This window comes from Nostoc sp. JL23, assembly GCF_017115065.1.
Lineage (GTDB): Bacteria > Cyanobacteriota > Cyanobacteriia > Cyanobacteriales > Nostocaceae > Nostoc > Nostoc punctiforme_A.
This window is the reverse complement of sequence record NZ_JABXKN010000092.1, coordinates 14,514-28,309: the sequence shown is the minus strand read 5'-3', so window position 1 is coordinate 28,309 and position 13,796 is coordinate 14,514. Positions and strand designations below refer to the sequence as shown.

The 13,796-nt window shown below is 42.1% G+C and carries 11 protein-coding genes; 3 read left to right on the top strand and 8 right to left on the bottom strand.

Annotation, left to right across the window (positions count from 1 at the left end):
• Positions 1–11: 11 nt before the first annotated feature.
• The 3 genes from HWQ42_RS17930 to HWQ42_RS17920 are packed head-to-tail and all read right to left on the bottom strand — an operon-like array spanning position 12 to position 3,671.
• A complete protein-coding gene (locus HWQ42_RS17930) occupies positions 12–1,160 on the bottom strand; it encodes an AAA-like domain-containing protein (RefSeq protein ID WP_292814560.1) in 1,149 nt (382 codons plus the stop codon).
• 3 nt (positions 1,161–1,163) lie between these two features.
• Complete coding sequence (locus tag HWQ42_RS17925) at positions 1,164–3,317, bottom strand: AAA-like domain-containing protein (RefSeq protein WP_292814557.1); 2,154 nt, start codon at positions 3,315–3,317, stop codon at positions 1,164–1,166.
• Positions 3,318–3,326: 9 nt separating this feature from the next.
• Positions 3,327–3,671 carry a CU044_2847 family protein gene (locus HWQ42_RS17920; protein ID WP_292814555.1) on the bottom strand — a complete coding sequence of 115 codons (345 nt, stop codon included), beginning with the start codon at positions 3,669–3,671 and terminating at the stop codon, positions 3,327–3,329.
• Between the two features lie 173 nt (positions 3,672–3,844).
• Here HWQ42_RS17920 and HWQ42_RS17915 point away from each other — a divergent pair, with 173 nt between their 5' ends.
• Positions 3,845–4,984 carry a hybrid sensor histidine kinase/response regulator gene (locus HWQ42_RS17915; protein WP_292814552.1) on the top strand — a complete coding sequence of 380 codons (1,140 nt, stop codon included), beginning with the start codon at positions 3,845–3,847 and terminating at the stop codon, positions 4,982–4,984.
• A gap of 191 nt (positions 4,985–5,175) precedes the next feature.
• The gene (locus tag HWQ42_RS17910) at positions 5,176–6,558 is read left to right on the top strand and encodes an aldehyde dehydrogenase (RefSeq protein WP_292814550.1); all 1,383 of its coding nucleotides are present in this window, start codon (positions 5,176–5,178) and stop codon (positions 6,556–6,558) included.
• A 68-nt stretch (positions 6,559–6,626) separates the two neighbouring features.
• On the opposite strand, the gene HWQ42_RS17905 is transcribed toward HWQ42_RS17910, so the two are convergent.
• The 3 genes from HWQ42_RS17905 to HWQ42_RS17895 form a co-directional block, all read right to left on the bottom strand.
• Positions 6,627–7,232: a sulfite oxidase-like oxidoreductase gene (locus HWQ42_RS17905; RefSeq protein ID WP_292814547.1), complete on the bottom strand. Its 606-nt coding sequence runs from the start codon at positions 7,230–7,232 to the stop codon at positions 6,627–6,629.
• 295 nt (positions 7,233–7,527) lie between these two features.
• Positions 7,528–7,701 carry a 50S ribosomal protein L32 gene (gene rpmF / locus HWQ42_RS17900; RefSeq protein ID WP_012407602.1) on the bottom strand — a complete coding sequence of 58 codons (174 nt, stop codon included), beginning with the start codon at positions 7,699–7,701 and terminating at the stop codon, positions 7,528–7,530.
• 405 nt (positions 7,702–8,106) lie between these two features.
• Positions 8,107–8,598, bottom strand: a complete 492-nt coding sequence (locus tag HWQ42_RS17895; RefSeq protein ID WP_292814545.1) for a hypothetical protein — start codon at positions 8,596–8,598, stop codon at positions 8,107–8,109.
• Between the two features lie 202 nt (positions 8,599–8,800).
• Between HWQ42_RS17895 and HWQ42_RS17890 the strand changes: the two genes are divergently transcribed.
• Positions 8,801–10,657 carry a caspase family protein gene (locus HWQ42_RS17890; RefSeq protein ID WP_292814542.1) on the top strand — a complete coding sequence of 619 codons (1,857 nt, stop codon included), beginning with the start codon at positions 8,801–8,803 and terminating at the stop codon, positions 10,655–10,657.
• Positions 10,658–10,767: 110 nt separating this feature from the next.
• Here the strand turns inward: HWQ42_RS17890 and HWQ42_RS17885 are convergent, their stop codons facing one another.
• Together HWQ42_RS17885 and HWQ42_RS17880 are read right to left on the bottom strand one after the other, a co-directional pair.
• The gene (locus tag HWQ42_RS17885; protein WP_292730353.1) at positions 10,768–11,145 is read right to left on the bottom strand and encodes a Mo-dependent nitrogenase C-terminal domain-containing protein; all 378 of its coding nucleotides are present in this window, start codon (positions 11,143–11,145) and stop codon (positions 10,768–10,770) included.
• Positions 11,146–11,905: 760 nt separating this feature from the next.
• A complete protein-coding gene (locus HWQ42_RS17880; RefSeq protein ID WP_292814539.1) occupies positions 11,906–13,678 on the bottom strand; it encodes a ribonuclease J in 1,773 nt (590 codons plus the stop codon).
• Positions 13,679–13,796: the final 118 nt, after the last annotated feature.

Sequence of the window (13,796 nt, the reverse complement as noted above, 5' to 3'; positions counted from 1 at the left end):
CATTTGGAGTCTCACCAAGCTGTTATTGCTTCCCTATAAAACTGTGGTCTTAGTTCAGCTAATTGTTTATTCACCCAGTTTTTGTCAAAAACTTTCTGATAAATGCGGTTGTATACCTCTAAGTAAGCCTGTCGCTTAAGGACTAAACCTGTCAGCCGTAGTTCCATTTGTTCTAAACTGTCATCAGATGGTATCCTCTCTTGTTCCAGGATTTGTTTATACAGTCCTAGCATCTGACCTGCTCGTTGTTCATTCCTCAAAATGCGATCGCGTATCGTCCTTAAATGCTCCGGTTCATCCTGATATTCCCAGTTTTCAATGATGCGCGAGCAAACCAGTTGTTTAATTAAGTCGGCTTCACTACCTAAGGTGATATAAAATGAGGATGAGATAACTAACTGACAAAGCTTTTGCGTCAAAAATGGTTGACCCCCTGTCCAAGCTAATATTTCTCTGATCACATTGCCAGGAGTATCTGCTTTTTCCTTTAATCCTTCAGTTAAGGGTTGCACTTCATCTAACTGAAAGCCTCGCAGATCAATAGCTTTGCCAATATTAAATGATGTACGGCTCTTGTCCTGAATCAAATCTGAGGGTGTCGCTACCCCCAAAAGAGCAAAGGTAAGACGTCGGTATTCTAAATTGTCAGCACGTTGGTTATAGCAAGCTCGGATTAGGGCAAAAAAATCATCATTGAAGTCTAAGTTAAGAATGCTATCAATTTCATCAATAAAGATGACAATATTTTGAGGAATATCTGCCAGCAGTACCTCTTCTATAAATAAGTACAAACGATCCACTGGCGATCCTGAACGTTCATTCCACCAGGTTTCTACTTCTTTTGTTTTTCTAAATCCTAAACTCCGTGCTAGTCTGCCAATAAAACTCTCATACCACTGATTCGGGTCAATACCGTGGCTACCAATGGAAGTAATGTCAATCACAGCGCAAGCAATGCCATTTGCTTGCAATCGGCGCATCGCTTGTACTCGCAGACTAGACTTGCCCATCTGCCGCGAATTAAGGACATAACATAACTCTCCAGCTTTTAAAGCTTCATAGAATTCTTGATCAGCTTCCCGCACCACATAACTGGGAGCATCTTGTGCTAAACTCCCTCCGACTTGATACTTATATGCTGGTTTTGGTGCTGTACTCATCTTTCAATTTTTTAGATGATCTCGAAAATAAGACCGATACAAATCACAGCGTGCTATCCATTCATTCCCATGCCGCTTAACTAGCCCCATACTTTCCAATTTAAAAGCTGCTTCAGTATCTAATTCTACTGATTTGTTTTTGATCAAAACTTTCAGAAATGCTTCTGCTAAAGGGGGATACTTCTTAAGCGTCCATAGATGTTGCCGCAAATGACCAGCGTAAATTCCTGCTTCTGTAGGAGCGGTTTGTACTAACTGTTCTAAACATACATCTTGACGCCGAAGATGATAAAGCGTTTTTTGCACTAAATAAGGATGCCCTCCCACCAGAGCCATCAATTTCTCAATTTGAGTCTCTCGCCATTCCAATCCATAACGCCTTACCAAATCTTGTACCTGAACTGAGTTAAACTCTGGTAACTCGACATTCTTACCTACATTAAAAGGCGATTGATTGCGATTGAGGGGAACATAAACTTCCGTAGAATGTACGATTACCAACCGAAGTTTTTCCCAGCGTTCGCTACTAAAATCCCCGTACCGAGCAGATTCATACCAAGAGCGAAGTAAGCCGAAAAAATCGTCGGCAACTTCACGATGAGAAAACAGAAGATCGACTTCATCCAAGCCCAAGACAAGAGGACTGTCGATTTCTTCTAACAAACACTCCTCAAAGTAAGTGTTACAACGATCTTTAATTCCTGAACCGCTCCAATAAGCTTCTAATTGATTTAATCGCTTTAGTCTCCGACCAACCTGTTCGCAAAACCACCGTAAGAATTGTTCAAGATTGGTAAAAAGTACACTATCTGCACGTTGTAAGCTCAAAGACATAGCTTGATATCCTTGTTCTCTTGCACACTCAATAATCCTGGACATCAGTGAAGTTTTCCCCATCTGCCTGGGAGCTTTGATCCGAATCAAAGCTCCAGGCTGCAAAATTTCCTGGTAACAGTCCAATTCAATTGGTGGTCGTTCTACATACAAAACAGATTTGAGAAAAACTGATCCCCCTGGTTCTCTATATAACTCTGGCTCTGCTATTGGTAAGGGCGGATGATCAGGACTTTCAAACACTGGAATTGCACTTATTTCAGATAGCACTAGCCTTTGTGAATTACCCACAGCCAGCAGTGATAAGATTTCTTGCAAAATCCTCAGAGTATCAGTATGCGATTTCCACTCTCGCTCCTGAGTCTGACTCAAATAACCCCGTAAATCATAATTTAGTGGTGAACTTAAAGGAAAATTGACACGAATGGGCAGAATTACTGGTTTATGCTCAGGACGCAAATCCTTTAATTGCTTTGCCCTTCTTACTTCTTCTGTAACCATCTCACTGGTTGCTGATTGTGGAGATAACAGCAGCAAAAAATAATCACACCGTTCTAATTCTGTATCGATCCGCTGGGGCCAGTTTTCCCCCAAGCGAATACTTTCACCCGCCATAAATACTTCATATCCAGCAGCTTTGATTGCTTCATAAAAATACTGGGCAAGGCTCAAGTCTGGATCTTGACTGCGATAGCTAATAAAAACTCTGGCGCTGTCGCTATTTGGTGGCAACAGTGGCACTTTCTGATTAATATCCAGAAATGTTGACAAATTTGACCATTTTTGTTGCACTGTAACCAGAGGTAGAGCCAATGCGCCTTCTGTATTGTCATAAGCGGCAATTATGCCAATAACTCGTTGAGTTTCCGCATCAAATACGGGCGAACCACTATAACCCCCTTGCACTTGTTGCGAATTCGCCTTGACTCGCAACCGCAACATTGGTAAGTTGCTAAATTCAGATTGGGGATTCATATCAGTGATCGTGCCATCAATCGAAGCACCTTGAGGAAAATCCGTTCGCCCATAGCCAATAGACAGAAATCGATCCATCGGCTGAAAATTAAAAGCTAAGGGAACTGAAGCACCTTGATAACCGGATAATTGCAATATGGCGAAATCATCGCGGGTGCGATCGCCTAAATAAACCAACTCAACCCCTTGTCCATTGACTCGCACATTTTCCCAACCCCCTGCGGACTCAACTACATGGGCGCAGGTGAGTAAATGTCCATTGGGTGAGATAAAAAAGCCCGTGCCTTGGATGCAACCTTCTGGGGTAGCGATCGCCACGGTACAAGCTTTAACTAATTCCCAATTCATGAAAATTTATTACTTGTTTTCTTCGAGTGCTAGTTTCCAAGTTATTTTCACCTTCAATGATGCTTGTCCAGTGGATTCGACTACATAAACCGAGCCTTTGGCGGTAAAATTTACGCCAAACTCAACTTCTCCGCTTACGGGTTGTGATTCTTGCTGCAAGGTACGAAACGCCTTTGTAATTGGGCGACATCCGCGAACAATCAATTCCTTAACTGCATCGAAGTTAGCCTCTACTTTTTCTATAGGTAACTCGCCAGTGGGGGACACACGACCTACTGATGCTTCTGGTAGCTCAACTGCTACCAAAATCGTGCCGCCATCCTCTGTATTCAGTTCTAGAAGTTTACGAGCCATAATTCAATTAGCTTGTGGCTATCTGTTAAAAAGGTAAGTAAAGTATTTTTTAAATAAATTTATTGGTAAAAATTTTGATTTAGAAGGAATTTACCTAAAAGTTTTATTTAAAAACTATACCAAATAAACCAGTTTTCTGAAAAATTTACTTTTACCCCATACCCTGCATCTATATGACTTCACAATCTTCTCGCTCTGACAAAATTCTAGTTGTTGATGACTCTCCTGATAACGTGTTTTTGATCAAAACTATTTTGGAGGAAGAAGGTTACACGATTAGCACCGCAGAAAATGGTATTTCAGCCTTGGCAGAATTGAAAGCATCGCCTTGTGACTTGGTTCTGTTGGATCTGATGATGCCAGGTATGGACGGGTACGAAGTTACTAAACACATTCGTGGAGACATGAAATTGCCGCAATATATCCCCATATTGCTAATCACTGCCCACGATGCGCCCAATGTCGCCCACGGTTTAGACTTGGGTGCTGATGATTTTATCCGCAAACCTGTAACAGTAGATGAATTGTTGGCACGAGTGCGATCGCTCCTGCGTTTGAAGCATAGTATGGATGAACGTGATGAAATTGCCCGTCAGCGAGAAGATTTTGTCTCCCGCCTTACCCACGACTTACGCACTCCCTTAGTAGCCGCCGATCGCATGTTAATGCTATTTCAGCAAGGTGCGTTGGGAACATTATCAACGCAAATGCAGGAAGTAATCACCATCATGGCCCGTAGCAATATCAACTTGCTTTCTATGGTCAATACCTTATTGGAAGTTTATCGTTTTGAAGCAGGTCGCAAAAGTTTAGCGTTTCAACCAGTTAATCTGGGCCAATTGCTAGAAGAGGTAACTGGAGAATTATCACCCTTAGCTCAAGACAAAGCACTGTCGCTAAGTGTGGATCTTACCGAAGAATCAAACACAGTCATGGGCGATCGCTTAGAATTGCATCGTCTATTTACCAATCTCATAGGCAATGCGATCAAATTTACCGACTCCGGGTCTATTACTATTCGTTTTACTTCTCAACGCCAGTTCAACAAAAGTAATCAATCTCAGTTCTCTGAAGCATCCAATTCCGTTGACTACATTAGAATTGAAATAGCGGATACAGGCCTAGGTATTCCCCCTGAAGAACAAGCCACTATATTTGAACGATTTCGCCAAGGCAGTCATAAAAGTTCTGGTAGTGGCTTAGGACTGTATCTTGCTCGTCGAATTGTCGAGGCACATCAAGGCATTATTCTGCTTAATTCCGAGTTGGGCAAAGGTAGTATATTTATTGTGCTTCTACCTACCAAAGCATGAAAAAACTAGTAATTATAAATTATGAATTATAGAGTTTTTTATCCTGGTAATTCATGATTTACAATCTTACTACTATCTAGCGATAATTTAAAGTACAAATTTCAATTACAAAATCAAACGCTAAAAATTGACGAATCAAATATGCTGAGATAAGAGCATTAGCATTAAATAGTTTTTGATAGGACAAAACAATGATTACCACTGAATTATATAACATTGGCAATATTATCCAGACTCAGCGAGATTTTTTTCAAACGGGCAAAACTAAAGATGTAAATTTTCGCATTGAACAACTGAAAAATCTGAAGCAAGCAATCATTGAGCATGAAAAGTCAATAGTCGAGGCATTACAAGCGGATTTACATAAACCAGAAGTAGAAACTTATCTTACGGAAATCAGCGTAATTAAGGATATTGATTACGCCATCAAACATCTTCAAAACTGGAGTAAGCCAAAAAAAGCAGCAGTTTCTTGGGATTTTTTTTCCTACTCAGCGAAAATTTATCCAGAACCATTAGGGGTTGTCTTAATTATTGGGCCTTGGAACTATCCATTTCAGTTAATTATCTCACCGTTAATAGGTGCGATCGCAGCCGGAAATTGTGCAATTATCAAACCTTCAGAAATTGCTTCTCATACGTCTGATATCATAGCTAAGATTATTGCCAAACATTTTGACCCTGCTTATCTTGCAGTAGTAGAAGGAGGCGTGGAAGCAAGTCAAAAACTACTTGCAGAAAAGTTTGACCATATCTTTTTTACTGGTGGCACAGCTGTCGGCAAAATCATCATGGCAGCAGCAGCAAAATATCTCACACCAGTGACTTTAGAATTGGGTGGCAAAAGTCCTTGTATTGTAGATACTGACATTAATCTGGAACACACTGTCAGACGAATTAGTTGGGGCAAATTTATTAATGCTGGACAAACTTGTATCGCCCCCGACTATCTTTTAGTTAATAAAATAATCAAAAAAGATTTAATAGATGGTCTGGAAAAATCCTTAAAAGAATTTTATGGCGAGAATCCTATAAATAGTCCTGATTATGCCAGGATTATCAGTCAAAAACACTTTGAAAGGTTGGTGAGTTTTCTCAAAGATGGAAAAGTTGTCATCGGTGGAGAAAATAAACCTTCGGAGCGTTATATTGCCCCAACACTTATTGATAATGTCTCACTAGAAGATTCTGTCATGCAGGAAGAAATCTTTGGGCCCATTTTACCCATCATTGAATATACTGACATTACAGAAGCGATCGCCTTAATTAACTCTAGACCCAAACCTTTGGCGTTATACTTATTTTCTCAAGACAAAAACCTGCAAAAGCGAGTTTTACAGGAAACTTCCTCTGGTGGAGTTTGTATTAATGACACAGTGATGCAGGTTGGTGTCTCGTCTTTACCATTTGGTGGAGTGGGAGATAGCGGTATCGGTAACTATCACGGTAAAGCTAGTTTTGACACCTTTTCCCATAAGAAAAGTGTATTGCAAAACTCCTTCTGGCTCGATTTAAAATGGCGATATGCTCCATATCAGGGCAAATTGCCGCTAATCAAGAAACTTCTAGGTTAAATAAGGTTAAAGGGTACAGATGATAGGGTACAGTTTTTCTTGACTGTAACCTATTCCCTTCTGAACTATTAAATCCCAAAAGCGTTGCTGTAACGCTCCTCAGCCCAAGGTTCACCACGGCGATGGTAGCCATTGCGCTCCCAAAAACCAAGTTCTTCACTAGCTAAAAATTCTAAACCATTAATCCACTTAGCACTTTTCCAAGCGTAGAGGTGGGGGACAACTAGCCGCATCGGGCCACCGTGTTCAGATGGAAGGTCTTCACCAAAGACTTTAAAAGCAAAGAAGTTTTCTTCGCGTAGAAAATCTTCTACAGAAATATTGGTGGTGTAGCCGCCATAGCAGTGTTCCATAACGTGGGCTACTTTCGGGTCTAATTCAATCAGACCCATGAAATCTGTAACTTTAATGCCAGTCCATTTGACATCAAGTTTAGACCAGCGCGTTACACAGTGGAAGTCAGCTGTGAATTCGTGTTGAGGTAGCGCCATAAAGTCTGACCAACTAAAGGTAGCAGATTTTGCTAAACCCCAAACTCGAAACTCCCATTCTTCAGTGCTAACTTGGGGAGTTTCACCATAAGTTAATACGGGGAAACCTTTAGCTAAGTGTTGGCCAGGAGGAACGCGTTCGCCCTCTTCTTTACCTGGTTTTTGAAAAAATTTTCCTAGCATAGTTAGAGAAAAATCAGTTTTCTCAAGATGTTTACAAGCTTTTTTGCTGAGTTGCAAACAGCACCAAATGTTTTACTCTTTATATGAACTCTTGAATGATAGGTAATGGGTAATGGATATTTCCAATTACTCACTACCAATTTTTTTCGATCTAATGAGCTTATGTAGAGTGTCTATGATTCATAATGCAATCAGGAAAGCTAAGAAAAAGCATTTATCTAGCGATCAGAAGTTTGATTGTTGAGTTTGGCAATCAAATCTATCGGTGCTGTTCGTGCTTTTCCTGACTGAGAAATTATGATTCTTCTTCCTCTTCTTCAGCAGTTGGATAAACAAATGTAGAACGTCCAGTCAAAATTGACTTGCCCAGAGATAGGGCTTTCTGAGCTTCAACGACGGCTTTATGCCTCCAGGTAGCTCGACGTTTATCTCGTTTTGATTTGGAAGTTTTCTTCTTAGGAACAGCCATGTCAGCAGATATCGCGATTCTTGACAACCTTCTTATTCTAGGCCATCCACTGACGCCAAAGACAACAGTTGAGTCAGGAATAAGTAAGTTGGGTTAAGACTGGCGTGGTGATGCTTTTACAGAAGGAGTTCTAAAAGTGACTTATTTGCGTCTCCTCTACTCTCAATACGGTTCGGATAAGGTTTTTTGATGACACGCCCTAGATTGCAAAAACGCGATAAATCGCCGTCTTTACAATAATCAGTCCTTTGTAGAGACGGCGATTCATCGCGTCTCTTGCCTTAACCGAACCGTATACCTCTACTCTGACAAACAAGCAAGCAATGGGTAGCGTTTCCTTTAAGAGAAATTCCGAGCCAATGAAATCCTTGGCTCGGACTTTCTCTACGTGTCTAGCTCAACCCGTCATTTTGGCGTTGACACAGCGCTAGCTGCTGGAACTTGATTAGAGTTATTTTCAAAGAAAAGTAAAGATCGCGCAGTTTTGAAGTAAGTGGCCCAATTTTGAGCATCGGGACGCGATCGCCATTGAGGACGACTGACATCTAATGTCAGGACTGGTGCGATCGCTCCATAATTTTGTACGGACACAATGATAGAAACATCTGTCACCAAGATATCCTGGTCGAAGCTCCTTTGAGCAGCTGCTCTAGCGACCGCTTCCGCTCTCCTGAGAACGGTTTCATAGTTTTCTTCCGGCAGGCGGTCAATAGCTAGATCGACTCTAGCGGTGTAAGCTCGCACAACCTGCGGTGCGAGCGCTTCCATCAAAAACCACGCAGGGACAGTAGATATAAGCAAAACTACTAAAGGAATTATCCGGATTCTTCTGGCAATTTGGCTAATAACTGAAAAGGGAGCGAGCGATGATGGTAGGTGAGCAGAAATTTTGCTCATGACCTTCTATCTCCTTAGTAATGATCTGTTATTGAAATTAGGTAAAGGTATTTTCCGGCTAATTAACGTAATAAAAATTACATTCTAACTTAAGATTCAATTAGAATCACCTAGAGTATAAGACATCGGTTAGCTTTGTTTTTTTGGCAAAGCCAACCACAATTTTAAGACCAGCAAACAACAATAACTGACAAAGAGCGGGATGGCAAATTACTGGGCGATCGCGATTGGTATCAATCAATATCAGTTATTTCAACCTTTAAGTTGTGCCCAAGCAGATGCTGAGGCACTAGAAGATTTTTTGGTGACAGAGGCAGGTTTTCTCCCCAAGCACTGTCTAGTGATGACAGATACTTCGCCGCCGATTGGGGATAGATCGACTTACCCGACGAAGGAGAATATTTTGCTGCTGCTTGAAGATTTGGCAGCAACAAGTTGGCAGCCGGAAGACTATCTGTGGTTATTCTTTAGCGGTTATGGAGTCAACTACAAAGGCAAAGATTACTTAATGCCAGCAGAGGGCAACCCGGAACTCGTGCAAGAGACTGGCATAGAATTGCGATCGCTAATGCAAAGTCTGCAACTTGCTAACCTGAATGTATTGCTACTACTCGATATCAACCGCGCCTTTGGCACTCAAGCGGATGCTCCCGTTGGTGAAGAAACAATAGAACTAGCTCAAGAACTACAATTGGCGACAATTCTTTCTTGCCAACCAGAGCAATTTTCCCATGAGAGTAGCGAACTAGGCCACGGATTCTTTACAGCAGCTTTGTTAGAAGCTTTACGTTCTGGTAATGGCAGCAACTTGGCAGATTTAGAAAGCTACCTAAGCCTGATCGTGCCAAAATTATGTCACCATCACTGGCGTCCTATCCAAAACCCTGCCACTATCATCCCATCAAGGCAGCAAGTAATCTTGCCAAAATTGGCAATGGAGGGTGATTTTCAGCCAGAAGTAGTGATTTATCCTGAAGAATCTTTTGCTGTTGCCCTTGCGGCTCCTCCCCTCGATGATTTCTCTAAAACTTCAGTAGATCGGGGCAGGCGGGGAGAAGCTAGTGTGAACTCCTCCCAACAGGTGAAGGGTCAAAAAGTCCAGGCGTCAGGTAGCGGATTAGTTGCCCAGCCAATGGCAGAAACTTCCTTGGGAGTGAATACCAGAGGAAGATTTATCCCTAATTCTTCCAAAGGTTACGTCTCTCGATTGCCATCGAATCAGCCAAGCATCCCTTTTTGGAAACAGTTTATCTTGTGGGGCGGAGGCAGCTTGCTGGTAGCAGGTTTAATCGCCGTAGTTTTTCTGCGTAATCAAGAAACTTTTAGAATTAAGCAAATATCAACTGCATCACCCAATGCTACTGTTAACGATCGCCAGGTTGTCGAAAATTTACCAAGCGATCGCACTTCACCAGTTAGACTTAACAACCAATCTAGCGCCCAAATAACTTCTAGTTCCCAGTCAAAAAAGCGGAATCAAGCAGTATTAGACCTGGCGAAAATGTCGCTCAGACAAACTCAGGCGAGCGATTTGAGCATGGCGATCGCTACGGCCCGAAAAATTCAACCTGGCGAACCACTGTACGAACAAGCTCAAGAGAATATTCAGATTTGGAGCCAGATGATTTTAGATTTAGCAGAAGGTCGTGCTAAACAAAGACAGTATGCCAGCGCGATTGCTGCGGCTCGATTAATCACCAAAGACGAAGCCCCCTACGCCAAAGCACAAGCAGCAATTAACCTGTGGCGCTTAGAGGGTAAGCAGTATGTGAGTAACAAAACTCTTTTAGATGCAGCTAATGCCTTAATTAAGCCCGAACAGGCATCTACCTACAATCGGGCGATTGAAGTTGCCAAGAAAGTACCAGCCGATCAACCAGGCTTCGATGCAGCCCAAAAATCGATCAATAAATGGAGTGAGAAAATTTTAGACCTGGCCAAGCGTCGTGCCGCCGAAGGAGAACGTAACGCCGCAATTGCCACCGCAGCTTTAGTGCCAGAGGAAACAGCCGCTTATGAAGATGCTCAGGATGCCATTCAAAAATGGCAAAAGAAATAGTAAAAAAATAATAAAAAATGGTTAGGAGTTAGGAATTAGGAGTTATATTATTGATCCCCGACCTCTTATTCCTGACTCCTAACTTTTTCCTCAGCGTTCATATCTCAGTATTAGCAGTACTGCGATACATCTTCGCCACACTCGTCGGCTAGATAGCACAACGCTCGGAAACGTAAACCAACAACTTCTTCATATAAGGGGTTGAGCTTGCACATGGGTGGGATGTGAAACAAGGTCTTCCCAAATAATTTGACATCGCGCTCAAAGGGGCACTGAGATGGAATCAGTTTGCACAAACGGTGAGCTAGTTGGCGATCGCTGACTTGAATGTTTTCTACTCGTTGCCGTAAGGGTTGGAGAATATCCCAGTAGGGCTTGGAAGGAGAATGGTTTAGCTGGGTTGCTTTATGGTCAGTAGTTTCTGCTTGATTGATTGATACCCAGCTAGCCAGGAAAATCTTTTTGGTGGTATTGTCGAATACCTTCATGGTTAACCCTCTGTGTTATTGAGGCTATTCACCTTTTTGATGAATATATACAACGTGGCAACGAACTTTCCCGGAAAAATCGCGTTCTGACTGCGATATAATGTAATACCTGATTAGCCACTTAAGTCAGAACCTAATTTATTACTACGTCAAGTTAATCGCAAATTTCTGGGGATCGGTAGTGTAATATTACGATCTTGTTCATAACTTGACACAGTTTAAATTTTAATAAAGACATCCATCATTGGATAGGTTTTAGTGTAACATTTACACAACTTAATATAAGGTCTTTCTGAAAGTATTTTTGCTAAGTATAAACATCAGTAATATCCTAGAAGACATTTTTCCTCTCCGTGTTCCCACTTTCTCACGTAAGTGTGTCTTGTTCACCCCTGGCTGAATACTGTAGAAGTAGTGATTTTTGAGCGGCTAGAATCGATTTCATTTCACAAAACTTAGGTTGGCAGTGGCGATTTGAAAATAATACAGTCTGAAGCCTTAAAATGAGATGAACTTACTTATGGGTGTTTTTGTACTCTACAGCGCAATTCCTCCCGGCAGTACGCTGTACGCACGCCTCCGGTGGCAGTAGCCTAACAAGTTAGATCGCCTCCAAGAACTATAGATAATTTCTATACCCATTACAAAAGAAAACGCAAAGACGTTCAGAAAAATTCTGTGTCTTTGCGCCAATCGAAGTTTGAGCGGTGAAAGCCACTGCTCAAACTTCTCTTTGTATGAGATTTTTACCTTAAATTCTCTATGATGCTACCTGAGCAGCAGTCCGAGTCCGCCGTCTTCTCCCATCAGCAACTTTTACAGGTGGCTCATCAGGGATTTGCATCAACAAAGTCACAGATGGTTGACATTGCAATTCCCGACGGATGGAACGTTGCAATTCTCGTTCTAAAGTTCCTTGCAATCCACCCCAGTCTATATCTGCTGCTTCACCTTCGCTAGGAGCAAATTCTGTCCAGCGCACAGTGAGGATTTCTTCAATGCGTTGTTTTACCCAGGTTTGTAAAAGCGATCGCTCTACACTTGTCACTACACCCCGAAGGTGAGTTTCTGGTTTCGCCAACAGTTTACCATTCCAATCAATGGCAGCTGCGATCGTGATAATCCCCTCTGAAGCCATGCGTTGCCGTTCTTGTAGCACTTTGGCACTTACCATCCCCGAACTAGTAGTATCCACCAATTCGATACCAGATGGCACTTTCCCAGCGACGCGAATGGCATCTTCAGTCAGTTCGACAATATCACCATTCTGAATAATGATCATATTTTCTGCGGGAATGCCCATACTCTGAGCCGTTTCTGCGTGCTTCACCAGCATCCGATGTTCGCCGTGAAATGGCACAAAGAACTTGGGTCGAGTTAAGGCAATCATCAGCTTTTGTTCTTCCTGACAGCCGTGACCGGAGACGTGAATCCCTTTATCCCGACCGTAGATCACTTTCGCACCTTGAATCATCAATTTATCAATGGTGTTGACTACTGCGATCGTATTTCCGGGAATTGGGTTAGCAGAGAATACTACCGTATCTCCTTGGCGGATTTTAATGTGAGGATGTTCTTTGTTGGCAATGCGGGTCATTGCTGCCATCGTTTCACCCTGAGAACCTGTAGTTAAGACTAAAACTTTTTCGTCAGGGAGATTACGAACTGCGTGCAATGGTTGCAGCAAATTATCTTCACACTTGATGTAACCTAAATTGCGGGCATGAGCAATCAAGTTCAGCATGGAACGCCCTACAACCGTAACTACACGGTTCTGCTTCTTGGCGATATCCAAAATCATGTTGATGCGATGCACGCTAGAAGCAAAGGTCGTGACGAATAATCGTCCAGTGGCTTGACTAAATACTCTCTCCAAATTGGGATAAACTGAGCGTTCCGAAGGTGTAAACCCTGGTATCTCAGCATTAGTGGAATCACTTAGGAGGCAAAGAACGCCTTTTTCACCATGTTCTGCTAGGCGTTGCAAATCAAACTTTTCACCATCCACTGGGGTATGGTCAATTTTGAAATCCCCTGTGTGAATGACTACACCAAGGGGAGTATGAATGGCAACAGTGAAACTATCAGCGATGGAATGAGTGTTGCGGATATATTCAACTAAAAAGTTTTTGCCAATCCGCACTACATCCCGTGGTAGAACTGTTCTGATTTCTGTGCGATCGCGGACTCCTGCTTCTTCTAATTTACCCTCTAGCATTGCCATTGCTAGCCTGGGCCCATAAATCACCGGGATATCAAATTGCTTGAGATGAAAGGCAATCCCGCCAATATGGTCTTCATGACCATGAGTAACGATCATCCCTTTAATTTTGTGGCGATTTTCCCGCAAATAAGTCGTATCTGGTAAAACAATATTGACACCATGCATCGCCTCTGTGGGAAAAGCCAATCCTGCATCTAACAGGATTATTTCATCGTCATACTCAAAAAGACAGGTATTTTTACCAATTTCATGCAAACCGCCCAAAGGAATAATTTTCAAGGCGGAATTATTAGCTTCGTTTTTAGCCATTTTCTCCTTAGATTGTTACTTGTGGTTAATTAAGTTGATAGTTAACGAACTTGTATTTAAGACAACATCATCTGTCTCTTAAGTCAGTCCCAAAGCAATCAAGTTTTAATTGAAGATT